Consider the following 22395-nt stretch of genomic DNA (forward strand, 5'->3'; position numbering starts at 1 on the left):
TCGCTGATGTGCAGTGCCGGTCTGGTGCTGGCGGCGGAGGTGGCTCCGAAGAATTTCGGCCTGGATGTGAAGATTACCGGTGAGTCGCAGGACGACCGTGACCTGGGCACCGCACCCGGTGGCACGCTCAACGGTATTGGCATCGACTTGCGCCCCTGGGCCTTTGGCCAATGGGGTGACTGGAGTGCCTATTTGATGGGGCAGGCGGTGGCAGCGACCGATACCATCGACACCGATACGGTGAACAACGGCGTCGACGAAAGTAACGCCCGCGGGACCGATGACAGCTACCTGGCGATGCGCGAGTTCTGGGTCGACTATTCGGGCATCACCGCCTATCCGGGCGAGCATTTGCGCTTGGGGCGCCAGCGTTTGCGCGAGGACAGCGGCGAGTGGATGGACACCAACATCGAAGCGCTCAACTGGACCTTCGAGACCACTCTGCTGCGCGCTCACCTCGGCGCCGCTGAACGCTTTTCCGACTACCGCACTGACTTGAGTGACCTGTCGCCCGAAGACAAAGACCGTTCCCATGCCTTCGCCGACATCTCTACGCAATGGGCGCCCAATCACTGGTTCGGCCTGCGCGTGCATCACTCCGAGGACAGCGGGAGCCTGCCCAATACGGGCGAGCAGCTCGATGCGCTCGACAAGACCAACACCGGCAGCCTGACCTGGGTCGGTCTCGAAGCGAACGGTGACGGCTACAACTATCGCTCGACGATGCCGGTCAATTACTGGCTCAACGCGACCTGGCTGACCGGCAGTCGCGACAACCTCACCAGCGTGGTCGACGCTAACGGCGATCGAGTTGCGACGGGCCACACCAGTGGCGACGTCAACGCCTGGGGGGCGGACCTTGGCCTGCGCTGGAACATCGATGAAAGCTGGCGCCTCGGTGCTGCCGCAGCCCGTGGCGACGGCGGTGGTCGCGACCAGGAGAATCAGTTCCAGCAAACCGGCCTGCAGAGCAATCGCTCGAATTACACCGGCACGCGTTCGCGCGTTCACCGTTTCGGCGAAGCCTTTCGCGGTGAACTGAGCAACCTCCAGGTGGCTACCCTGTTCGGCTCCTGGCAGTTGCGCGAGGACTACGACGCCAGCCTCGTCTACCACCGCTTCTGGCGGGTCGACGACCAGCAGGAAACCGGCGACGGCGGGATCATCAATGCGGCGCTGGTGGACGGTGAGAAGGACCTGGGCCAGGAAGTCGATCTGGTCATGACCAAGTACTTCAAACAAGGCCTGTTGCCCGCGAGCATGGTGGATTGGGTCGACGAACCCTCGGCGCTGATCCGCTTGCGCCTCGGCGTGTTCTTCCCGGGTGACGCGTACGCCAGCGACACCGACTCGAGCATGCACCGGGCGTTCATTGATTTCGTCTGGAAAATCTAGGCCCAGCTTGTTGCCCACGGTGATGCCATCGTGGGCAACGGCGCCTTGATCACACCAGGTTGCATTTATTTTGATGAGTGAGGCTTATGGACAGTGTCGTCAAGATAGGGCTGTTGCTCGCCGGACTGCTGTTGGTGCAGACCGCGGGTGTCAGCGCGGCGGGTCTCGTATTCGCGCCGCGCTATACCATTAGCGAGGCTCCGGGAAAGCCCTTGCTGATCAAAGAGCCGAAGATCCCCGACCTGTCCGGCTATACGGCCGAGGCAGCCATGGCGAAGATTTCCTACAAGCCCGCCGGCAGTGCCTTGATCCAGCCGATGCTCAAGGAAAACTCGCTCGACGAGTTCATCGGCGGCAAGGAGCGTCTCAAGGAATGGGTGGTGCGCCAGCAGCGAATGCCGGTGGCGATCTTCATCGATCGGGGCTACATGAACTTGACGCAACTGGCGCGCAGCCTGCCACCGACGGCCTTGCGCGAAACTGCGCCGGGGGTGTTTCTGGCACGCTTGCCAATCGTCATACGTCCGGGCGGGACCCTGCATATCGACAAGTCGGTCAAGGAGTTGCGATTGTCCCAGGAGGGCGGTTCATTCCTGGTCAATGACGGCAAGCTGTTTATCACCGACACCAAGGTCAGCGCTTGGAGCGAGAAGGACAACAGCCCGGCCTGGTACAAGAAAGAGGGAGACTTCCGGCCCTTCCTGGTGTCCTGGGGCGGCACCGAGACCTACATCGTCAACAGCACCATCACCAGCTTCGGCTACACCGCGAGCAAGAGTTATGGGGTGAGTATTTCCCAGTACAGCCCGAGCATGGCGCCGAAGATGAAGCGCAAGCGGCCGACCGGCTGGTTGCTCAATTCGCAGTTCGTTGACAACTGGTACGGCTTCTATTGCTATGAGGCCGACGACGTGGTGATCCTCGGCAATTCCTACCGCGACAACATCGTCTATGGCATCGACCCGCACGACCGTTCACGCCGGTTGATCATTGCCCACAACGACGCCTTTGGTACCCGCAAGAAGCACGGCATTATCCTCTCACGCGAGGTCAACGACAGCTGGATCATCTACAACCGCGCCTACAACAACCACCTGTCGGGCATCGTCCTGGACCGTTCCAGCGTCAATAACCTGGTGGCCTACAACGAGACCTACAAAAACCGCTCCGACGGCATGACCCTGTATGAGAGCGGCAATAACCTGATCTGGCGCAACCGCGCGGTCGACAATGACCGGCACGGGATCCGGGTGCGTAACAGCACCGGTGTGCGGCTGTATGAAAACGAGCTGATGGCCAATGCCCTGACCGGTATCTACGGTCACATCAAGGATTTGCGCGGCAGCGACCGCGACCTCAAGGAAGACCCCTACGAAGCCAGGCTGTCGCTCACCGTGGTCGGCGGCAAGCTGATCGGCAACGGTTCCAGCCCCATCACCGTGTTTTCACCCTCGCGTCTGGAACTCTATGACTTGACCTTTCTGGCGCCGCAGAAACAGGACGGCCTTGCCTTCACCGGTTTGCTGGGGGAGGTGCAAGGCGACTTGATGGACATTCTCCTGCGCCGCCATGCAGCCGCGTTGATTCTGCCCGAGACACTGTGAGGAGCCTGCCGATGAACACCCTCCATGGATTTGCCGCGCTGTGCCTGCTGTCTGTGCCGACGTGGGGACAGGCGCAGCCGGAGTACACGGCCGAGGCCTGCTGTCAGCTGTGCCCACAAGCGGCGCAGGCGACACTTTACGAGCAGCCGGAGCTGAAAAACTACGCGACCCTGGTGGAGGCCCAAGACCAGTGGCTCTTTCGCACCCAAAGCGATTTTCGCACTGACTTCGGCCTCGATGAGAGCGGTTACAAAGCCCTCAAGCGTCTGCGCGACGGGCTGGCCCAACGCGGGGTCGAGCTGGTGTTGGTGTTGCCACCCAGCCGCGGCTTGCTGCATGCCGACCGCCTGACGCCGCTGGAACTGGCCAACTTCGATCAGGCCAAGGCCCGGCAGAACTACTTGCAAACGCTGGACCGGGTGCGCGACTTACGTATTCTGGTCCCCGACTTCACCAGCCTGCTGGGTGCGCCGCAGCCAACCGGGCAGCCTTTCTACTTCAAGGGCGACCACAACTGGACGCCCTATGGCGCCGAACGCAGCGCCCAGCTGGTGGCCCAGACGCTCCGGGGCAACGATGTGCTCAAGGCGTTGCCGCATCAGGTCTTCGCCAGCCAGCCGGTCGGCTTGTTGGGACGCTCTGGCACGCTGCAAAAAGCCGCCGCGCAGATCTGCGGCAACGGTTATGCGGCGCAGTTTGTCCCCCGTTATCAAACCCGGGCTCAAGGCGACGCCAAGGTCCCCGCCAAGGTCGTATTGATCGGTACCAGCGCCAGCGGCGAGGCGTTCAACTTTGCCGGCTTCCTCGAACAGTATCTGCAGACGCCGGTCAGCAACTTCAGTGTGCCGGGCGGTGGTTATGATGATTCGTTGATCGCCTACCTGCTCGGCGACGACTTCCAGAAGCGGCCGCCGACGGTGCTGGTGTGGGAAACCGATAATCTCGACAACCTGGGCAAATCCAGTTTCTACCGGCAGGCGATGGCAGCGCTGAGCGATGGCTGCGACAACCAGGCGCCGCTGCTCAAAAGCCTTTCGACCCTGCACAGCGGGCGCAATCAGGTGTTGTTCAACGGCGGTGGCGGCAATGTGTATCCGATCAAGGGCAATCGTTATCAGGTCGACCTAAAGTTCGCCGATCCCGCCGTGCACCTGATGAGCGCGACCCTGACCTACATGAACGGTCGCCAGGAAAACATCAGCTTGAGCCGTTCGCCGACGGTCAATACCCAGGGCCGCTTCGCCTTCGAGCTGCGCGCCGATGCGGACTGGGACGAATTGACTTTTCTTTCCATGGACGTGCAGCCACCGCCTGGACCGACCTCCATGGAGCTCTCGGCCCGCTTGTGTGCCAAGCCCGTCATCTCTGCGACACCTTCCCTGCGCACCGCGCAGACGGAGGGGCACTGATGCGTCAGGCGCACTGGGCCGCCATTGGCGTGGCCTTCATTCTGATGGGGCCGACCGTGCAGGCGGTGGCCGCTCAACTGCGCCCGCCGCAGGGCTATTACGCGCCGGCCGTGGACAAGAAGGGCGACGTGCCGAGCTGTCCGGCGGCGCCCAAACCCTATACCGGTGACCTGTTGATCCCCAGTAAGTACGAGGGCTCGGGCAAGGCACGTGATCAGCTCAACGTGGAATCCAACCAACGCTACAAGCAAATGTCAGCCGATATCAACGAACTGGAGAAGGGCGTCAACAAACAAGTCGCCGCCTATTTACGGCTCGGCCGCGCCGGCCATGTGGACTGCACCCTGAGTTGGCTGGGCGATTGGGCCAAGGCGCAGGCGCTGCTGAGTACCACCTACACCCATACCGGCAAGTCGATGCGCAAATGGGCGCTGGGCAGTATTTCTTCGGCCTATCTGCGGCTCAAGTATTCGCGCTCGCAGCCTTTGAGGGGCCGCGAGGCGCAGACCCGGCCGATCGAGGTCTGGATCGGCCAGGTCGCCGATCAGGTGGTGCGGGACTGGCGCGACCAGCCACTGGACCGACTGAACAATCACCAGTATTGGGCGGCCTGGGCCGTCATGGCGGCCTCGGTGGTGGTCGACCGACGCGACCTGTTCGACTGGTCGGTAGCGCAGTTTCGCATCGGCGCTTCCCAGGTCGATGCAGACGGATACCTGCCCAACGAACTGAACCGCGAAACCCGTGCGCTGGCTTACCACAACTATGCGATGGGGCCGCTGATGATGATCGCTGCCTTTGCCCGAGCCAATGACATCGACCTGCGCGAAGAAAACCACGGTGCCATGCGGCGTCTGGCAGCGCGGGTGGAGGAGGGGATCAAGGACCCACGCACGTTTGAACGCAAGACCGGCTACAAGCAGGAACTCGAGGACCTCGACGAGGATGGCAAGTTTGCCTGGCTGGAACCTTACTGCGCGCTGTACGACTGCTCGTTGCAAACCAACCGCTGGCGCCAATCGTTCGAACCGATGAAAACCTACCGCCTGGGCGGCGACATCACCCAGCTATTTGCTGACCAGAAAGAATAAATGTAACAACCAACACGCTCTGGATACCCGGTGGGGCCATTCGTAATTGGGCTTGTGTTGTAAAAGAGAAGGCAGTCCTTCGCTGTTCGAAGCGCCTTCATGTCGAGTGATGAAGGTGCAGGAGGAAAGTGCAATGATTCCAGTCATTCTGTCCGGCGGCAGTGGTTCGCGGTTGTGGCCGTTGTCGCGCAAGTTGTATCCCAAGCAATTCCTGAGTCTGGCAGGCGAGGGATCGCTGTTTCAGCAGACCCTGCAGCGCCTGGCGTTCGAGGGTATCGGCAAGCCGATCGTGGTCTGTAATCAGGAACATCGCTTTATCGTCAATGAACAACTCGCCGCCATCGGCTGTACGCCGCAGGCGATACTGCTCGAACCCTTCGGCCGCAATACCGCGCCGGCGGTGGCGCTGGTGGCCCTCAAGCTGATCGCCGAGGGCCGCGATGAGCTGCTGCTGGTGCTTCCGGCCGACCACGTGATTAGTGACGTGCCCGCCTTGCGCGCCACGCTGTCACACGCGCAGGAAGAGGCGCTCAAAGGCAATATGGTGTTGTTCGGCATTCCGGCGATGCGTCCGGAAACCGGTTTTGGGTATATCAAGGCCGCCGGCAGCGATGCTGGCGCCGGCGCCTTCAAGGTCGAGAAGTTTATCGAGAAACCCGACCAGCAAACCGCCAGCGAATTTGTCCGATCCGGCGAGTACTTCTGGAACAGCGGGATGTTCCTGTTCCGTGCCAGCCGCTATCTCGACGAGTTGCGCACTCACGAACCCGACATGTACGACACCTGCGTGCTGGCCCTGGAGCGCAGCCGCAGCAGCGAAGGCGTGACCAGTATCGATCGGGTCACCTTTGAATGCTGCCCGGACAACTCCATCGACTATGCGGTGATGGAGCGCACCAGCCGCGCCTGGGTCGTCCCGCTAAGCGCTGGCTGGAGCGATGTCGGTTGCTGGTCGGCGCTGTGGGATGTGCATGACAAAGACGTCGACGGGAATGTGCTCAAGGGCGATGTCGTCAGCTACAACAGCCGCAATTGCTTCGTGCATGGCAGTAGCAAGCTGGTGACCCTGCTAGGGCTGAACGATTTGGTCGTGATAGAAACCAAAGATGCGTTGATGGTCGCGCACCGCGATGCCGTGCAGGACGTGAAAAAACTGGTCAATGCGCTCGATGCCAAAGGTCGCTCGGAAACCCAGAGCCACTGCGCGGTGTATCGCCCCTGGGGCAGTTACGATTCGGTGGACAGCGGCACCCGCCACCAGGTCAAGCACATCACCGTGAAACCGGGCGCGCAGCTTTCCCTGCAGATGCATCACCACCGCGCCGAACACTGGATCGTGGTCTCCGGTACAGCCCAGGTGACGTGCAACGAAAAGGTCTTCCTGCTCACTGAAAACCAGTCAACCTACATCCCGATCGCTTCGGTGCATCGCCTGTCCAACCCCGGCAAGATCCCGCTGGAAATCATCGAGGTGCAGTCGGGCAGTTACCTGGGCGAGGACGATATCGAGCGCCTGGAAGATGTCTACGGCAGGAGCCAACAGGTCAAGAGTTGAGCCCATTTACCAGAAGCGTTGGCTTGTTTATCGAACGAGGAAGATCCGCGAGCTTCGTTGGGATCGAACCCACGACCCCTGCCTTCGGAGCGCGGCATGAATGGAGTGGCTGAAATATAATAAAAAAAAATGATAATTAGCTTGGATTAACATGTGCTTTTTATTATTTTTTGGCTTCCCATAGGCTTGCTGGAGATCCTTAAGGCCCTCCAGGAAGTTTTGCCATAAGCAGCGTTAGCCCGTTATCCAGCGTCTCGAAAAATGTTCGCCAGCGCGCCAGCCCCGAAGAATGGGATGTGCGGGTGAAACTGGCCGCGGCCTATCGGCTGGCGGCCCTGTTCAAATGGACTGATCACATCTACACGCATTTTTCGGCGCGAGTGCCGGGGCCCGACGAGCATTTCCTGATCAATGCCTTTGGGCTGCTTTTGGGGGCGGTGGGGTAGGGCACAGTTGAACACTAACTACACTTGACGCTAACAGCCTTCGCGGCGCGTTGCAGTTCTTGTTTAACGTCGGCAGGTATCCGCTGTTTCACGAGTCGCTGCTCGAGGAATGTCTGATCGCCTCGGGTATCAACCTGAGCGTCAATAGCCGCATCCTCCGCTTCCAGGGCGGCAGCGTGAGCCTCTATGACCGAGTCGACCTCAGCGTCGCTCTTGGCGGCATCGAGCGCAACAATGAGTGTCGCCACTTCGTCTTCTTCAGCCTTGGCATAGGCGTCTACAGACAATCCGGCAGCCAACGCCCGCGCTCGCATTTCCACGCCTTTCAGCGTCTGCTTGGCCTCTCCACACAGCATGTCGTGCTTGTGGCTTTCGACGATTTTCCATTGGAAAAATCCATACGTCATCGTGCCGATAATCGCTACGGTGATACCACCGATCAGGAACCGTTTCATGGCTACAGTCGTGAACGTGTGGGGATTGAGAGTTCGGTGGACATCGCTTCGTTCTCTATTCGAGGAAATGAAAGCGTAGCACCGGAACCGGCCTAGCCCCGTCCAACGTCAATGCAAATACATTGGTGAAGGAGAGGAGCGGCGTGTCTTCAAGATTACAACCTCACGTCCCTTGGAGCCTTACTAGTTACCGTCCGCCACCTTCCGTTCTATCTCAGCTATTTTCCGACTGAGTTCCTCAGCTTCCTGCTCTTTGGTTCGAGTTGAAGAGGGCGTTACGGTTTCATCCACACCTTTGGCGTCCGTGTCCCTGTCCTCAAGCTCTCTTTCGGCGTTTGACGTTGCATTTGATTTGACGTCATTAACACTGTCGTCACTGTTCATATCGCTGACCTCCATAGACCTGAACATTGGATTCAACGCTATGGCTTGAGTTCGAGATTTTTTGTCGGCGTTCCTCGATTACCTGACGAAACGTACCGGCGGTCAGACGGCCTGAATTCTACCGGGTGGCAATACTCCACCGTCCGAGGAGCAGTCGCTCCTTGATAGCGGTGGATTCCGCCGGGGGAACACGTAATGCCATCGGTCGAAGACTTCAGGATCCACTCTCACGCTTTCCTGATCGAGCTGGATGCCGCAACGATGGGAATGATGACGCTGGTCTCTTCCAGATGTGTTTCAGGGCCGGAATGGGAAGAGGCAACCAAACGGCATCACGATGCTTATGAGATGTGGAATTCCTTTCTTAATGTCTCTGCTTCAGGCACTGACTCAGTCACTCCGTTAAATGCTTCAGGCGCTGACGCTTGCTAGAGCCCTTGTGTGCGGTATTCAGCATCCCTGCGATTCGCCGTTTCAGTGCTCTTTGACCTTCTTGATGCGGAAAATAATCAGCGCAAGGATGGCGATCGCGAGGGGCGTCATAGCCAGCATCGCCTCTCGCGGGGCCACCTCGGCGCCGAGCAGGTGCAACCCTGAGTAGCCAAGCTTGAGCAGGTTCAGCAGGTAGTAAGTAATGGCGATAATCGACAGACCTTCGACGGCGCGCTGGATTTTGATCTGGGCATCGGCGCGGGCGTTCAGGCTTTTGAGAATTTCCGAGTTCTGTTCTTCCATTTCCACCTGAACCCGGGCTTGTAACAGGTCGCCCAGGTTGGCCACGCTTTTCGCCAGGTGCTCCAGGCGTTGTTCGGTGGCGGTGCAGTACCTGACGGTGGGTTTGAAACGGCGTTCGATGAACACCCCGAGACGCTGGCAATCGCCTACGTGACTTTCCCGCAATTCGCCCAGGCGTTCGTACACGAGTTGGGCATAGGCCTGGGTGGCACTGAAGCGGTGGCGGGTTTTCGCGGTACTGCTGACCACTTGGGCTGACAGGTTGGAGATGTCCGCCAGCAGGGCTTTCGCGTTGCAGCCGTCAGCGTCGGCGTTACGCTCGGAGAGGGTGACCAAGGTCTTGTCAAAGACATCGAGTTGCGCGCTCAAGGTCTTGGCCGTGGTCAATGACAGCGAGGCCATCATGCGGTAGGTCTCGATTTCCAGCAGACGGCGGATCATCCGCCCTTGGCGGTAAGCGTTAAGGCGCCGGTTGACGAACAGGATGTGGTTGTTGCCGTCCTCGCTGAGACGAAAATCGCTCCAGACCACCGCATCGCCACCGCCCACGCAGGAACCGCACGGGTCCTTGAAGCCGTAGCCGGCGAGGTCCAGGCCGGCTTCGCCACGCACTACGATCTGCACCGAGTTGATCAACTGCGGCAAATGCGCTTCGACTTTTTGCGCCAGCACCTCGGGCAGCGATGTCCAGGACAGGTCATCGCAGGATGAAGTGACCACCAGGGTCAGGGTGAAGAACTCGGCGTGGCGTTCCCATTTCAGGGCGTGGCCATCGAGTTGGGTGATGCCCTGGGCGGCATGAGGATCGATCGGAGCAGGGCAGCAGCGCTCCAGCAGCGCATTGCACTGCGCGTCTGCGCCGAGAAAGGCCAGATGAAACACATGGGCCGGCTCGTCGAAATACAGTGACGGGCGCGCGTGCAGTTCGTTGTGCAGGGTTTGTCTTTGCGGATGCATGCTGTTCAGGCCATTGATCGACTGCTGTTGTAGGTGGGACAAGTCGATAAACTCACGAGTCACAAGCAGCAATCCATGGGTTGTCGCTGGGTGGTAACGCACCGCTGTTGATTCAGTAGCAGGCAGGCGAACCATTGCGTGGGAGGGAAGAACTAAAAAAGGCGCCTTCTACAACATGAACCAGGCGCCCAAAACAGAAGAACGGGTTGCCGCTTACTTCTTGCTTGATTGCTCCCTGATCTGAGTCAGGCTGAGTCGAGGGGTCAATGCTTCAGGGTCGACTCTGACCTCAATCAAGGATGGCCGGGACATACCAAGGCAGCGTTCAAACGCTGGGGCAAATTCCGACGTGGCGGTTACCACCTCGCCATGCAGTCCATAGGCTTGGGCAAGTGCGGCGAAATCCGGGTTGTGCAATTCGGTGCCTGAAACACGTCCAGGGTAATTGCGTTCCTGGTGCATTCTGATGGTTCCGTACATTCCGTTGTTGATCACGACGAAAATCACATGGGCGCCATACTGCGCTGCAGTCGCTATCTCCTGGCCGTTCATCAAGAAGCAGCCATCCCCGGAAAAAGAAACCACCACTCGATCCGGGCACGTCAGTTTGGCGGCCACCGCCGCAGGAACGCCGTAGCCCATGGAGCCATTGGTAGGGCCTAACTGAGTGCGGTATTGGCGGAACTGATAGAAGCGTTGAAGCCAGACGGCGTAGTTTCCGGCGCCATTGGTCAGGATCGCGTCGTCCGGAAGACTGCGATTCAACCACTCAATGATTTCGGCCATTTGCACATCGCCAGGGGAGGGCGAGTGTTGCAGATTTTCGCAGTAGTTTTTGTTCAGGGTGCGCGTCCATTCATTCTTTATTTGGCTGGGCACCGCCGGAAGTTTTGCGGCTGATTTGGCAAAGGTCGACATGCTGCTGTTTATCGCTAACGCAGGTTGGTAAACCCGCCCCAGTTCCTCGATGCCTTGGTGAATATGGATCAAGGTTTGCTTGGGTACCGGGATGTCCAAGGCAGCATATCCGCCCGTTGAAACCTCACCCATTCTGGAGCCCACGACCAGCAGCAGATCGGCGTTTTTTACCGCTGAGGACAGCTGCGCTGACGCGGCGAAACCAAGATCGCCGACATAGTTCGGGTGTCGATTGTCGAACAGGTCCTGGCAGCGAAAGGAGGCGGCAACCGGGATATTTTGCTGTTCAGCAAAAAGCCGGATGTCGTGCACTGACTCGGTATCCCAACCGCTGCCACCCAGCACCATCAATGGACGCTCTGATCGCTCAAGAAGTTGCTGCATGGCGGCCATTTGCTCGGCTGCCGGGGTCATCAATACGCGTTTGAAAGGCCCGGCATCACTGACTTCCGCCATTTCGGTCAGCATGTCTTCCGGCAGTGCGACCACGACAGGCCCAGGTCTGCCATTGACCGCTCGGTGGAACGCCTGGCTGATCAGTTCGGGAATTCTGCGGGTGTCGTCTATTTGCACGACCCATTTCGCCAAGGGGCCAAACATCTGGCGAAAATCAACTTCCTGAAAGGCTTCGCGATACTGCTGATCGCGAGCGACCTGGCCAATGAACAGAATCATCGGCGATGAATCCTGGAACGCAGTGTGAACGCCAATCGAGGCGTTTGTAGCCCCCGGGCCTCGGGTCACGAAGCAGATGCCTGGCTGTCCAGTGAGCTTGCCGTAGGCTTCGGCCATATAGGCCGCCCCACCTTCCTGGCGGCACACCACCAGGTCGATTTCTTCTTGCACGTCATGCAATGCATCGAGAACCGCAAGGTAGCTTTCTCCCGGAACACAAAAAGCTCTTTTGACGCCATGGATGCGTAAGGCATCCACCAATATCTGACCTCCGCTACGACGAGAAATGGTTTTATTCATTGTTATCTCCTGAGTCGAATGGTGCGGTGTGAAAGGGTGAATCGCTCTCTTTCTGACAGGTACTGACTCGATCAAATGGAAGAACAACGGCTAGCGTCTGCGCCACGAATTCTGAGCATCATCGAGTAGGGGTACAAACGATGATTGCTCAGCACTTCATTCCCTCAGCTATTGAAGTCGGACTTCAAGTCACCCAGTGACTTTTTTATGCTGCCGCGCGCTTCAGTCATGGCTATAAATCGTGAAATTGCAATTTCACACGACTACCGACTAATATACGGTTCATATGCATTTCATATCGGATTGAGCAGTGGGTATCGTAAAAATTTCAGAAGCCATGCACGAGAATCTGCGCGTCGCCAGCGATGCGCTGAGTCGCTCGATCAACGCCCAAGCCGAGCACTGGATGCGCATCGGGATGCTTGCGGAGTTACATCCCAACCTGGACCACAGCGACATCTGCCGCTTGCTGATTCGTGCCGAACTGGCTGGCGGCCTCGATGTAAAACAGCTATGCGCACTCGCCGATTTTTCGCAAAACGCCCAGGTTGATGCAACACCAGGAGCCCAGCAATGAAGGCCAGTGTTGCTATCAATACCCCGGCAGAAATAGCCAAGTCTCGCGCTGCGGGCACGCTGGCCGCCGAGGTCCTGGCCATGATTGCTCCGCATGTCAAAGCGGGGGTCACCACCGACGAACTTGATCAGCTCTGTCACGACTACATCGTCAACGTGCAGAAAGCCATTCCGGGCAATGTCGGCTATCACGGCTTCCCGAAAACCGTGTGTACATCGGTCAACCAAGTGGTCTGTCATGGCATTCCTTCGGCCACGCCACTAAAGGATGGCGACATCGTCAATATCGACATTGCCGTTATCAAGGAGGGTTGGTGCGGCGACACCAGCCGCATGTACTTCGTGGGTGAGCCCGGCCCGGATGCCCGACGTCTGGCCGAGACGACCTATGAAGCGATGTGTGCCGGTATTCGCGTCGTCCGCCCAGGCGCTACGCTGGGTGACATTGGCCATGCCATTCAGACGGTGGCCGAAAGAGACGGATTCAGCGTCGTGCGCGAATACTGCGGTCACGGTATCGGCAAGATTTATCACGATGAGCCGCAGGTCCTTCACTACGGCTATCCAGGCCAGGGCCTGAAACTGAAAGCCGGCATGATCTTCACTATTGAACCCATGTTGAACGCTGGCAAACGCCATGTGAAAACGCTGGCTGATGGCTGGACCGTGGTCACCAAGGATCACTCACTCTCGGCTCAGTGGGAGCATATGGTCGCAGTCACTGACGACGGCTTCGAGGTTCTGTCCCCTTGGCCCGATAGTGTCGATGGGTATCCCGCCATCGTTTAGGCGCGGTTTGCGAGTGACACATAGCTACGTCACGGCCATCCAAATGGCCTGATCAATCGCAAAATGGCGCTAGTGGTTTTGAAACGTCTGCAGTTAGCATTGAGGTTTATCAACGCACCCAACGACAGGTTGGGTAACGTAACCGAGTAGGCCGAACATTGATCGAGCGACGCCAATTTAGCGGAGGCATGAAGGGGAAAAATCTCCGCTATCTGAATGAGAACCCCAACGAGAAGACTCAAATGGTCCGGGCAGGATTTCTGCTGCTTGAGCATTTCTCGCTGCCCGCATTCACGCAAGCACTGGATACGATTGTCACCGCGAATCTTCTGCGACCCGGGTTGTTCTCTTCCCGAACGTTCGGCTTGACCGATGAGGAAGTCGTCAGTGACCTGGGCCTGGTCATTCGGCCGGATACCCGTTTCGATGGCTCAACGATCCAGGAGCTGGACCTTCTGGTCGTTTGTGGCGGCTACAGGACAGAACTCAAAGCGACGGATGAACTCATCTCCCTATTGAGGGCTGCATCAGACCAGGGCGTCATTTTGGCCGGGTTGTGGAATGGCGCATGGTTCCTGGGAAGGGCAGGTTTGCTTGACGGATATCGTTGCGCGATTCACCCCGAACATCGCCCCGCGCTCGCGGAAATCGCCAAGGCGACGCATGTCACCAGTGAGCCCTACGTCATCGATCGAGACCGACTCACGGCTTCCAGTCCCTCGGGGGCATTCCACATGGCGCTGGACTGGATCAAAGGCTTGCACGACAAAGCCCTCGTCGAGGGTATTGAGGACATCCTGGCTTTCGAGGAGTCACGTTATCGGCGCATAAAACCGACTGAAAATGTTTGCGTGAGCGCACCATTACGCGAGGTGGTGAAGCTGATGGATGCCAACCTCGAAGAACCTCTGGAGTTGGAGCAGTTGGCCGTATACGCAGGTCGTTCGCGTCGACAACTCGAGCGCTTGTTCAAGGAGCAACTGGGCACAACACCACAACGGTATTACATGGAATTGCGGATTACCGAGGCGCGTCGGTTGCTCCAGCACACGGAGCTATCCCAGGTGGACGTGTTGGTTGCGTGTGGCTTTGTATCGCCCAGCCATTTCAGCAAGTGCTATAGCTCGTACTTTGGATACAGGCCTTCCAAGGAAACGCGTCTCGTCAAATAGAACGGCTTTTTGAGTCGATGCTTACTCGTGATTTGTGCAGATTTACGCCGTCATCATTCAGTAGTTTTGAGGAAGCCAAAACGTCCGTTTTCGACTCTTTGCCCCAACCTTGGGGGGATTCCTGAAAGTGGGGCGGTCTGTCGTCTAGATGCTTACCACAATCAACACCCTGTTCAGGTCCTGCATAAACTCCATGATCGTCACCAGGCTTGCGGTCTGCATCAGCAGCAGCGGTCGTCTACTAAGCCCTATCAGGCATAAACATTCGAAATTCCGGAAAGATGACCAGGTGCCGCAAAAGATGCCAAAGCAAGGCCTGGGCCAATAGCCAAGTATTTCGACGGGACCGATGACTCGGGGGCGTCCCCCGGAAAGTGATCCGCGAACATGGGATGGCCGCCCGCGGAGCTTTCGCGCGTCGCCTCGTCTTGGGTGACATCGTTCGACCATCACGCCGTCTTCGACGCAATAACTCGTCTGCGTTCTTGCAGACGGGGAAATCCCTGCTTAACTCTGAACATATGGTCAGTCAGTGACTCATTGGTCACGGCAGCCATCCGAGCACCCTCGCGCTGTTGTCGCTTGTCCGTGTTGCCAGATTAAGCCCGAGGAGGCCTATGCGTTGACGCTTGAAAACCACTCTGAGTTATTGATGTATTGGCCTGACACTTCGCTGTCAGGTCCACGTGTTCTGCTGTCTGCGATAGGGCCCTGTGGGCATCCCAAACGCTGTGCGCTTAGTCCAATGGGTTCAAGGAAGTAAATGTCATGATGCCGAAAACTGCCATCGTCGAGATCTGCGGGAAGTACAAGGTATATACCGAGCACTATCTCAACACTGCCGCTGACAAGACCATCATTCTGGTCAACGGCTCACTGGCAACGACCGCATCTTTTGCCCAAACGGTGCGTTACCTGCAGCCGCGATTCAATGTGATTCTCTACGACCAGCCCTATGCCGGTCAGTCGAAGGAACACAACCTCCACGGCCAACCGATCCGAAAGGAAGACGAGGCCGCGATACTGCTGGATTTAATCGAACACTTTGGTGCGCACCATGTGCTGTCCTTTTCCTGGGGCGGTGCGGCTACCTTGCTGGCGCTGGCCCAGCGGCCGCGACGAATCGAGAAGGCGGTGATCAATTCATTCGCAGCTCGTATCAATACACCGATGCGCGATTACCTGGAGAGCGGCCTGAACCATCTCCAGGCTTGCGACCGCCTCAATGTCGGTCGCTTGATCAACAGCACGATCGGCAAGCACCTGCCATCGCTGTTCAAACGCTTTAATGACCGCCATGTCAGAAGCCTGGCCGAGCACGAGTACAGGCAGATGCATTTCCACGTCAATGAGGTGCTGACCCAAGACACCCATTGCTATGTCGCCTGTGCCGCTGCCATCGAAATACCGCTGCTGTTTGTCAACGGCGAATGGGATGAGTACACGTCGGTCGAAGACGCCCGGCTGTTCGCCGATCATGCGTCTCAGTCCCGGTTCCATACCATCAAGAACGCCGGGCACTTCCTCGATATGGAACATCCGGCGGCCTGGCATGACACCCGGCAGGCCTTGCTCGGTTTTCTGGATCCGGCTTCCAGGAGGCAGGGCCGTGTTGCCTCAGATATCCAGGTCAATCACGTATGAGCGATTAAATTCCGGATTTTCATTAACGCCATTTTTTGCATAGCCCCGGGCGTTGCAAATGACGCGAGTTTTGCCCACCTGGTAGTCAAAGCTCCCATGGGTATGGCCATGCAGCCAAAGTGCCGGCTGCCAGACGTTGATCCGGTCTTCGAGGTCTGAAACAAAACTCGCGTTAATCGGCGAATTCTCAAACAGCGGGCCTATGCTCAACCGTGTCGGTGCAAAATGCGAAACCACCACCGTGGGAGTGCTTCTGTCGCGGGTGAAGCAGTCTTCCAGCCAGGCGACTGTCTGTAAAAAAATCAGTTGGGAAATTGCCGGGCTGAACAGGTCTGGAAAATCTGGCGAGATTTTTATGTGGGTGAAGTCCCGCATGAGCTTCGTAGCCAGATCAATACCCTGTGCCCGATCCTCTGCAGAATCGAAAAGTCGATAGTCAGACCACAGGGTGCAACCCAAAAACCGCACACCGTTGTGGAGATACTCCGAGCGTTCCAATACGTGGATCTGTGTGCCTTCCGACAACCTGTTCAAGTGCTCGTAGGTAGAGATCAAGTCGCTGCCATAAAACTCGTGATTCCCTGCCACGTACACGATCGGAACAGGGCACGATTTGGCCCACTCAATGGCTGTAGCCGGTCGGGAGATGTCTCCCGCGAGGACGACAATATCGGCATCCATATCGGGAAAAGGTAACGCGTTGACGGACAAATGGATGTCTGACAGCAAGGCGATGCGCATCGACCGACTCCTACTTATTTTGGATGGTAACAAGAACAGCTCAATGACGGACATTCGCTGGCGTCAGTTTGTGTAGTCGACAACGGGCCTCAAACGCCGCTCCATAATTATCGTGCGCTCGACCCCGTGAAATTCGTCGCGGATTTTTCGATAACCCAGCTTGAAGTAAAAGGCTTCTGCGGTGATGGAGGAGGGAACGCGCAGTACCTCGATTTTTGCTTCTTGGGCGACAGATTGAATCGTTGCCATCAACTGCCTGCCGAGTCCGCCCCCCTGATGGCTTGGGTCAACGAATACGCTGCGTACAACGTGTTGATCAAGGCTGGCCGTGGCGACTACACGCTTATCGATGGTGGCGACAAAGACCTGGCGTTGGCTTAACAAGGCGCGGATGGCCTCGGTAGAAAAGCTTTTCTCTACCTGGGTGATGACGTCGGGCGGGTAGTCCAGGGCATTGGACTGGCGCAGCGATTGAATGATGACCTGGCTGATGGCTGCCGCATCGTCAGGGGTGGCGAGTCGAATCTGGTTATTCATTTTCAAGACCTCGATCCTTGTGTCCTTACCAAAATCCTTTAGTCCGATCTTGAGCGGTCAATGTCGCAATAGCCTGCGCCAGCGACTATTTGAGCTGCGCACCACGCGCCGCTAACAGCGCCCGCAACACCGACCGATGGCAATGCGCTTCAACTTCGCAATAACAGCCAATGGCCAGTGACGTTTGATGGGACAACGCTGCCAACAAATCGAGCAACTGGCTGGGCGCCGGGTGGTTCATTTCGGTCTTGAACTTGCGCTTGAACACTTCCCACGCCTTCGCGTCTTCTGCCGCTTTGGCTTCTGCGACCAGTTCTGCACTGGGAGACAGCAGCGGCTGCCACACGTCATAAAAATCCCGACTGGCAAACTCGGCTTTCGGCACGCCACGCGGCGGGCGACGCACCGTGCCCAGGCGCAGGCCTTCATTGGCTGCGCGCGGTGAACCGAGGCGCACGATATGGATGGGCACGCTCTACATTCCTTTATTACCGCGAGCTTTCGAACCACTCCAGCGCCGTGCGCCAGATGCAGATCCCCAGGAAGTAAGCCGACATCAGCAGCCAAAGCCCCATCACCAACGGGTTGATCACCGGATGGTTGACCACCAGCGACAAGCTGCACAGCAGCCAGATGGCCGTTACCGCGATGTTGATCGGCATGAACTTGCGCACGCGGAACGGGTGGAGGAACTTCATCCGGGTCACGGTCAACAGCGCCAGGCCGATGATGGTGAGAAAAGTGATCCACGGCGACGGGGCGATGATGTACAGGCACAGGGCGACCACGTTCCAGGCGGCGGGAAAGCCCTGGAAGTAGTTGTCCTTGCTCTTCATGTTGACGTTGCAGAAGCAAAACAGCGACGAGACCAGAATCAGCGACACGGACAGCAGCAGCGTGTAGTCCGGCAAGGGGATGTAACGATAAATGAACAGCGCGGGGATAAACACGTACGTCAGGTAGTCGATGACCAGATCGAGGATCGAGCCATCGAAACTTGGCAGTACCGACTGGACATTGACCTTGCGTGCCAACGCGCCATCCAGCCCATCGACGATCAGGGCGACGCCCAGCCATAGCAGGCAGTTTGTGGCCTGGTTTTCCAGCAGGGCGAGGGTCGCGAGGAAGGCAGTGACCACGCCGGTGGCGGTAAAACCATGGGCGCCCCATGCTTTGAGCCTGGCGATGTGTAGGGTCGATATCACGGGGGCGTTCTCCAGAAAGTGAAGCAAGCCTGTTATCACCCCATCAATCGGGGGTGTCGGCAAACCAAGTCAGGTTGCATGTATCGACCGGGTATCCGGGGATAAGGTTCACCATCTGTAAATCTTAGCTGGGCGGCAAAAAAATACCCCGGATAAATCTGGGGTATTAAATGAAACATCGGCGCAGGGCGATACGTTTTACTCAAACGCAGTGACCGGCGGATTGATCGGCTGCAGACAGGCTCATTCACAGCGCCTTGCTCATGAACACCCGACTCGTGCCTGGCGGGTCGCAAGGCACTTCGCCGAAGCGCTGCCAGCCGTGTTTTTCATAGAACTGCGGGGCCTGGAAACTGAGGGTATAGAGCACCGCCGAGCGGCAACCACGACGACGGCCTTCGTCCTCGTACGCTTTAAGCAGTCGAGAACCGAGCCCGGAGCCGCGCAGTGACTCGGGCAAGTAGAAAAGATCGAGAAACAGCAGACCGAGCGACGTACGCCCGGTAATACCGCCCAGCACCTGATGGGTATCCGGATCGCGGACCGTTACTGCCAGCGACTGGCGGTCGTTTATGCCGGTCGTCTGATCATTGAAGGCACTCAGCCCGGCGCTGAGTACGTGCTCGACTTCAGGTTCGATGACGTCGCTGACGACAATCAGGTGGCGGTCCATGTGTTCGTTGATCCTGTGGGCATCGAGTTTGCAAGGGTAGAACACTCGCAGCCGAGGGGCATCAGGGTCAAGGGCAATAAGGGTTTCATGTCAGCCAAACGGTGGTGGCGCATTTGCCGGCGAGGACTATCGTTGCCTGACTGGGTCACTCCAACCGATGAGGACATCGTCATGAACACCAGCGATTTGCTCGAACAATTACTAAGGGCCGGCCAGGGCTCAACGTCGCAACAGGGTGGCGGTGGCGCGTCGGCCCAAGGTGGTCTCGGTGGATTGCTCGGCGGCCTGTTGGGCGGTGGTGCCGGTTCAAGCGCCGGGGGCGGTGGCCTGGGTGGTTTGCTCGGTGGTCTGCTGGGCGGTGGCTCCGCCATGGGCGGTTCGACCCAGACCCGATCGACCCAGACTCGGTCGGGTGGCGGCACCAATTACGCGGCGCTGGCTTCGCTCGGAATGATGGCATTCCAGGCCTATCAAGCCTGGCAACGCAGCCAGGCCTCGGCGCCGCAACAGGCACCGCGCACTGTCGACCTGTTGTCCGGCCCGGAAGTCGAGGACCACAGCCATGCGATTCTTCGTGCATTGATTGCGGCGGCGAAGGCCGATGGCCGGATTGATGATGCTGAGAAGCAGATGATCAGCACCGAAATCGGCCGCCACACCGACGACCCAGAGCTCCAGCAATGGCTGGATGACGAAGTCGCGCGGCCGCTGGACGCCGCCGATGTGGCGCAGTCGGCCACGGATTCCGGCATGGCGGCGGAGATGTACCTGGCCAGTGTGATGCTGGTGGATGATCAGCAAGACGCCGAACGTAGCTATCTGGATGAACTGGCTGCGGCGCTGAGTATCGATCCGGAGCTGCAAGTGCATCTGGAGCAGCAGGCCAGAGGTGGCACTGTTTGAGGTTCATCCACAAAAAAAGTTGGCTGTCAGGTTGCCTTCGCGTGCAAGTCGAATCGTCGCACCGCCGCTCCCACATTAGATCTTCAGTGAATGCATTTTTTGTGTTCAATACAGATCCAGTGTGGGAGCGGCGATGCGACGATTCGACTTGCTCGCGAAGAACGATGACACGGTGATGCTGGTTGCAACGCCTACGAGGTCATGGGGGCTTTTGGCACCAGAAACGTAACCCCGAAACTCTCGGCGATCTCCAGTATCCGCGGCAAATCCTGCGGCACTTTGAGCTGATCCACCGCGGCAAAGAACTGACCACCGAGCGGATCAGAGACCACACCAATCATCTTTGCCGTCGCGCTGATGTTCTTGTAAGCATGAACAGTCCCAGCAGGAATATGCACATAACCCCCGGGGAAAACGGTGGTGGCCTTGCCCGCAACTGTCACTTCCACCTGCCCGTCGATGACGTAGAACGCTTCGTCCCAAGGGTGAAAGTGCGGAGGCGGCCCGCCGCCTTGCACGCCTTCCTGGATATGCATTTCAAAGGGCTTGGTCAGATCCCCGCCCGCGAGAATGGTGATGGCCTCACCCACGACATTGACCGGGTCGGGGGTTTTTTCGGGCTCGATGACATGAACCGTTCGCATGATTGCTCTCCGAAGGATGAGTCCACACCCGCTGAGTATATTCACTTGATTTGGCGCCGGGTGCTGCGGCGCTGCCCGTCTGTCCGAGCAATTTCAACGCCGATTGAATTATTTTCCGGGCGTGTCGCTCTGCTGATGTAGAGACGTGCTGATTCAGCGTCCTGCCATTGGCCTCAGACCGAGAGACGACCCCATGACTGCCCTGACACGACTTGAATCCCAGCCGACCCACGAACGCTCGATCCCGACCGCCGGCAGCCTGAAACGTATCTATGAACAGTTATTGCTGAGCGACGATATCGAATACCAGCGTGCACTCGGCAAAACCTTCCTCGAGGCTCAACTTGCACACGCAAAGGACCTGCCCGAGGACATGCCGCACGACCTGTCGGCACTGCCAACCTTTGTCGAACATCACTGCGCCGAAGTGGCTCGTCAATACGCCGATTACCTGCAACAGCGCAAGGACGGCGGGCCGCGTCAGTTCTTCACCAACAAGGCACACGCATTGTTTTTCCTGCAAGCCGTTGCCCCGACCAAACTGGTGGACGGCGCATGGCTGTATGGCCTGCTGCGGCACTGGCATGACCCGCGTTTCGAAGGGCTGATTTGCACCTATCTGCAAGAGCTGGGCGACGGCAACCCGGCGCAAAATCATGTGGTGATCTACCGCAAACTGCTCGCCGAACATGGCTTGCTGGACAACGCGTTCATCCCGGACCAGCGTTACTTGCAAGGCGCGGTGCAATTGGCGCTGGGTTATTGCAGCGACGATTTTTTGCCGGAAGTGATCGGCTACAACCTCGGTTATGAACAACTGCCGCTGCATTTGCTGATCAGCGCCTATGAACTCAGCGAACTGGGCATCGATCCGTATTACTTCACCCTGCACGTGACCATCGACAATGCCAGCACCGGCCACGCGCAAAAGGCCGTGCAGTCGGTGCTGCAATTGTTGCCGGTGGAAGGCGACCGTGAAGACTTTCTGCGCAGGGTTGCGCTGGGTTATCGGCTCAACGATCTGGGGCAGGGCAGTCGCGCGATCATCGAGTCGTTCGACCTGTACGGCGAGTTGCTCAACATGCTTGAACGCAAGCGCCCGTTTGGTCAGCACATGCATTCCGACTACTGCCGGTTTGAAGGCAAGACCGTCAATCAATGGTTGTCGACGCCGGAGCAGTTGCCAGGCTTCCTCATCGCCATGGAAAACAAGGGCTGGATCAAGCGCCACCAGGACCCGCAAGCCAGCCGTTTCTGGCAATTGATCGATGGCGACGGCGCGGCCATGTTCGGGGTGTTCAGCCCCTACGAAAAACAGCTGCTGCACGACTGGATTGCCGGGGACTGGCGACCTGCGCGAGCGCCGGCAGCGGTTCGACGCGGTAGCAGTGCCGCGACCGAACAGCCAGTGCCCGTCAATGACCCGGATGTCCAAAGCCTGCACGCTACACTTAAAGGGCTTGCCGCCGACGAGCAAATGCAAGTCTTGATTCCGTGGTTGTCTGCGCATCGGCACGCCCACCCCGCTGGCCTGATGGCCACGCGACGGTTCATCGAACTCAAATCCGGTTTTCGATAGGGAGCCCT

The 22395-nt window shown here is 58.1% G+C and carries 21 protein-coding genes and 1 pseudogene; 12 read left to right on the top strand and 10 right to left on the bottom strand.

Annotation, left to right across the window (positions count from 1 at the left end; translation table 11 throughout):
• Positions 1 to 6 precede the first annotated feature (6 nt).
• From ACMXYH_RS12305 to ACMXYH_RS12330, 6 genes and pseudogenes are all read left to right on the top strand, one after another.
• Entirely contained in the window at positions 7 to 1395 is a 1389-nt protein-coding gene (locus ACMXYH_RS12305; RefSeq protein ID WP_415767682.1) for an alginate export family protein, read from the top strand.
• 86 nt (positions 1396 to 1481) lie between these two features.
• The gene (algG, locus tag ACMXYH_RS12310) at positions 1482 to 2999 is read left to right on the top strand and encodes a mannuronan 5-epimerase AlgG (RefSeq protein ID WP_415767230.1); all 1518 of its coding nucleotides are present in this window, start codon (positions 1482 to 1484) and stop codon (positions 2997 to 2999) included.
• Between the two features lie 11 nt (positions 3000 to 3010).
• The gene (locus ACMXYH_RS12315; RefSeq protein WP_415767231.1) at positions 3011 to 4408 is read left to right on the top strand and encodes an alginate O-acetyltransferase AlgX-related protein; all 1398 of its coding nucleotides are present in this window, start codon (positions 3011 to 3013) and stop codon (positions 4406 to 4408) included.
• Complete coding sequence (locus tag ACMXYH_RS12320; protein WP_415767232.1) at positions 4408 to 5499, top strand: mannuronate-specific alginate lyase; 1092 nt, start codon at positions 4408 to 4410, stop codon at positions 5497 to 5499. The genes ACMXYH_RS12315 and ACMXYH_RS12320 overlap by 1 nt, the downstream gene beginning before the upstream one ends.
• A 133-nt stretch (positions 5500 to 5632) precedes the next feature.
• Positions 5633 to 7054, top strand: a complete 1422-nt coding sequence (locus ACMXYH_RS12325; protein WP_415767233.1) for a mannose-1-phosphate guanylyltransferase/mannose-6-phosphate isomerase — start codon at positions 5633 to 5635, stop codon at positions 7052 to 7054.
• 224 nt (positions 7055 to 7278) lie between these two features.
• Positions 7279 to 7494, top strand: a pseudogene (locus tag ACMXYH_RS12330) (class II aldolase/adducin family protein); the annotation flags it as partial.
• Between the two features lie 20 nt (positions 7495 to 7514).
• On the opposite strand, the gene ACMXYH_RS12335 reads toward ACMXYH_RS12330, so the two are convergent.
• The 4 genes from ACMXYH_RS12335 to ACMXYH_RS12350 form a co-directional block, all read right to left on the bottom strand.
• Positions 7515 to 7955, bottom strand: a complete 441-nt coding sequence (locus ACMXYH_RS12335; protein ID WP_415767234.1) for a hypothetical protein — start codon at positions 7953 to 7955, stop codon at positions 7515 to 7517.
• A 183-nt stretch (positions 7956 to 8138) separates the two neighbouring features.
• Positions 8139 to 8339: a hypothetical protein gene (locus ACMXYH_RS12340; protein WP_149630849.1), complete on the bottom strand. Its 201-nt coding sequence runs from the start codon at positions 8337 to 8339 to the stop codon at positions 8139 to 8141.
• A 474-nt stretch (positions 8340 to 8813) separates the two neighbouring features.
• Positions 8814 to 10031 carry a DUF3422 domain-containing protein gene (locus ACMXYH_RS12345; RefSeq protein WP_415767683.1) on the bottom strand — a complete coding sequence of 406 codons (1218 nt, stop codon included), beginning with the start codon at positions 10029 to 10031 and terminating at the stop codon, positions 8814 to 8816.
• 213 nt (positions 10032 to 10244) lie between these two features.
• Complete coding sequence (locus tag ACMXYH_RS12350) at positions 10245 to 11924, bottom strand: thiamine pyrophosphate-binding protein (protein ID WP_415767235.1); 1680 nt, start codon at positions 11922 to 11924, stop codon at positions 10245 to 10247.
• A 310-nt stretch (positions 11925 to 12234) separates the two neighbouring features.
• Between ACMXYH_RS12350 and ACMXYH_RS12355 the strand changes: the two genes are divergently transcribed.
• From ACMXYH_RS12355 to ACMXYH_RS12370, 4 genes are all read left to right on the top strand, one after another.
• The gene (locus tag ACMXYH_RS12355) at positions 12235 to 12501 is read left to right on the top strand and encodes a ParD-like family protein (protein WP_149630851.1); all 267 of its coding nucleotides are present in this window, start codon (positions 12235 to 12237) and stop codon (positions 12499 to 12501) included.
• Complete coding sequence (map, locus tag ACMXYH_RS12360) at positions 12498 to 13289, top strand: type I methionyl aminopeptidase (RefSeq protein WP_415767236.1); 792 nt, start codon at positions 12498 to 12500, stop codon at positions 13287 to 13289. The genes ACMXYH_RS12355 and map overlap by 4 nt, the downstream gene beginning before the upstream one ends.
• A gap of 188 nt (positions 13290 to 13477) precedes the next feature.
• Positions 13478 to 14461 (top strand): GlxA family transcriptional regulator, encoded by a 984-nt coding sequence (locus ACMXYH_RS12365; protein ID WP_134418628.1) that lies wholly within the window; start codon positions 13478 to 13480, stop codon positions 14459 to 14461.
• Positions 14462 to 15229: 768 nt separating this feature from the next.
• On the top strand, positions 15230 to 16105 hold the full coding sequence (locus ACMXYH_RS12370; protein ID WP_134418558.1) for an alpha/beta fold hydrolase: 876 nt from the start codon (positions 15230 to 15232) through the stop codon (positions 16103 to 16105).
• On the opposite strand, the gene ACMXYH_RS12375 is transcribed toward ACMXYH_RS12370, so the two are convergent.
• The 5 genes from ACMXYH_RS12375 to ACMXYH_RS12395 all read right to left on the bottom strand — a co-directional run bounded on the left by ACMXYH_RS12375 (position 16079) and on the right by ACMXYH_RS12395 (position 19261).
• Positions 16079 to 16846 carry a metallophosphoesterase gene (locus ACMXYH_RS12375; protein ID WP_415767237.1) on the bottom strand — a complete coding sequence of 256 codons (768 nt, stop codon included), beginning with the start codon at positions 16844 to 16846 and terminating at the stop codon, positions 16079 to 16081. The two genes, ACMXYH_RS12370 and ACMXYH_RS12375, sit on opposite strands and share 27 nt — an antisense overlap.
• Before the next feature lie 63 nt (positions 16847 to 16909).
• On the bottom strand, positions 16910 to 17383 hold the full coding sequence (locus tag ACMXYH_RS12380; RefSeq protein WP_415767686.1) for a GNAT family N-acetyltransferase: 474 nt from the start codon (positions 17381 to 17383) through the stop codon (positions 16910 to 16912).
• Positions 17384 to 17468: 85 nt separating this feature from the next.
• Positions 17469 to 17855: a DUF488 domain-containing protein gene (locus ACMXYH_RS12385; RefSeq protein ID WP_415767238.1), complete on the bottom strand. Its 387-nt coding sequence runs from the start codon at positions 17853 to 17855 to the stop codon at positions 17469 to 17471.
• Positions 17856 to 17871: 16 nt separating this feature from the next.
• Complete coding sequence (pcsA, locus tag ACMXYH_RS12390; RefSeq protein ID WP_129436727.1) at positions 17872 to 18588, bottom strand: phosphatidylcholine synthase; 717 nt, start codon at positions 18586 to 18588, stop codon at positions 17872 to 17874.
• Between the two features lie 247 nt (positions 18589 to 18835).
• A complete protein-coding gene (locus tag ACMXYH_RS12395; RefSeq protein ID WP_129436726.1) occupies positions 18836 to 19261 on the bottom strand; it encodes a GNAT family N-acetyltransferase in 426 nt (141 codons plus the stop codon).
• Positions 19262 to 19432: 171 nt separating this feature from the next.
• Between ACMXYH_RS12395 and ACMXYH_RS12400 the strand changes: the two genes are divergently transcribed.
• Entirely contained in the window at positions 19433 to 20164 is a 732-nt protein-coding gene (locus ACMXYH_RS12400) for a tellurite resistance TerB family protein (RefSeq protein ID WP_415767239.1), read from the top strand.
• Positions 20165 to 20355: 191 nt separating this feature from the next.
• Here ACMXYH_RS12400 and ACMXYH_RS12405 read toward each other — a convergent pair whose 3' ends face one another.
• Positions 20356 to 20808, bottom strand: coding sequence for a cupin domain-containing protein (locus ACMXYH_RS12405; protein ID WP_415767240.1), 453 nt, complete (start codon positions 20806 to 20808; stop codon positions 20356 to 20358).
• Between the two features lie 193 nt (positions 20809 to 21001).
• Between ACMXYH_RS12405 and ACMXYH_RS12410 the strand changes: the two genes are divergently transcribed.
• Entirely contained in the window at positions 21002 to 22387 is a 1386-nt protein-coding gene (locus ACMXYH_RS12410) for an iron-containing redox enzyme family protein (protein ID WP_415767241.1), read from the top strand.
• Positions 22388 to 22395: the final 8 nt, after the last annotated feature.

This window comes from Pseudomonas frigoris, from assembly GCF_047758635.1.
Lineage (GTDB): Bacteria > Pseudomonadota > Gammaproteobacteria > Pseudomonadales > Pseudomonadaceae > Aquipseudomonas > Aquipseudomonas frigoris.

What these genes read in the sequence shown, in the direction of transcription:
- algG (WP_415767230.1), top strand. Translation starts at nt 1,482, where the DNA reads ATGGACAGTGTCGTCAAGATAGGGCTGTTGCTCGCCGGACTGCTGTTG.
- ACMXYH_RS12380 (WP_415767686.1), bottom strand. Translation starts at nt 17,383, where the DNA reads ATGAATAACCAGATTCGACTCGCCACCCCTGACGATGCGGCAGCCATC.
- ACMXYH_RS12375 (WP_415767237.1), bottom strand. Translation starts at nt 16,846, where the DNA reads ATGCGCATCGCCTTGCTGTCAGACATCCATTTGTCCGTCAACGCGTTA.
- ACMXYH_RS12345 (WP_415767683.1), bottom strand. Translation starts at nt 10,031, where the DNA reads ATGCATCCGCAAAGACAAACCCTGCACAACGAACTGCACGCGCGCCCG.
- ACMXYH_RS12370 (WP_134418558.1), top strand. Translation starts at nt 15,230, where the DNA reads ATGATGCCGAAAACTGCCATCGTCGAGATCTGCGGGAAGTACAAGGTA.
- ACMXYH_RS12410 (WP_415767241.1), top strand. Translation starts at nt 21,002, where the DNA reads ATGACTGCCCTGACACGACTTGAATCCCAGCCGACCCACGAACGCTCG.
- ACMXYH_RS12365 (WP_134418628.1), top strand. Translation starts at nt 13,478, where the DNA reads ATGAAGGGGAAAAATCTCCGCTATCTGAATGAGAACCCCAACGAGAAG.
- ACMXYH_RS12340 (WP_149630849.1), bottom strand. Translation starts at nt 8,339, where the DNA reads ATGAACAGTGACGACAGTGTTAATGACGTCAAATCAAATGCAACGTCA.
- ACMXYH_RS12350 (WP_415767235.1), bottom strand. Translation starts at nt 11,924, where the DNA reads ATGAATAAAACCATTTCTCGTCGTAGCGGAGGTCAGATATTGGTGGAT.
- ACMXYH_RS12315 (WP_415767231.1), top strand. Translation starts at nt 3,011, where the DNA reads ATGAACACCCTCCATGGATTTGCCGCGCTGTGCCTGCTGTCTGTGCCG.
- ACMXYH_RS12325 (WP_415767233.1), top strand. Translation starts at nt 5,633, where the DNA reads ATGATTCCAGTCATTCTGTCCGGCGGCAGTGGTTCGCGGTTGTGGCCG.
- ACMXYH_RS12395 (WP_129436726.1), bottom strand. Translation starts at nt 19,261, where the DNA reads ATGGACCGCCACCTGATTGTCGTCAGCGACGTCATCGAACCTGAAGTC.
- ACMXYH_RS12305 (WP_415767682.1), top strand. Translation starts at nt 7, where the DNA reads ATGTGCAGTGCCGGTCTGGTGCTGGCGGCGGAGGTGGCTCCGAAGAAT.
- ACMXYH_RS12320 (WP_415767232.1), top strand. Translation starts at nt 4,408, where the DNA reads ATGCGTCAGGCGCACTGGGCCGCCATTGGCGTGGCCTTCATTCTGATG.
- ACMXYH_RS12400 (WP_415767239.1), top strand. Translation starts at nt 19,433, where the DNA reads ATGAACACCAGCGATTTGCTCGAACAATTACTAAGGGCCGGCCAGGGC.
- ACMXYH_RS12335 (WP_415767234.1), bottom strand. Translation starts at nt 7,955, where the DNA reads ATGAAACGGTTCCTGATCGGTGGTATCACCGTAGCGATTATCGGCACG.
- ACMXYH_RS12405 (WP_415767240.1), bottom strand. Translation starts at nt 20,808, where the DNA reads ATGCGAACGGTTCATGTCATCGAGCCCGAAAAAACCCCCGACCCGGTC.
- map (WP_415767236.1), top strand. Translation starts at nt 12,498, where the DNA reads ATGAAGGCCAGTGTTGCTATCAATACCCCGGCAGAAATAGCCAAGTCT.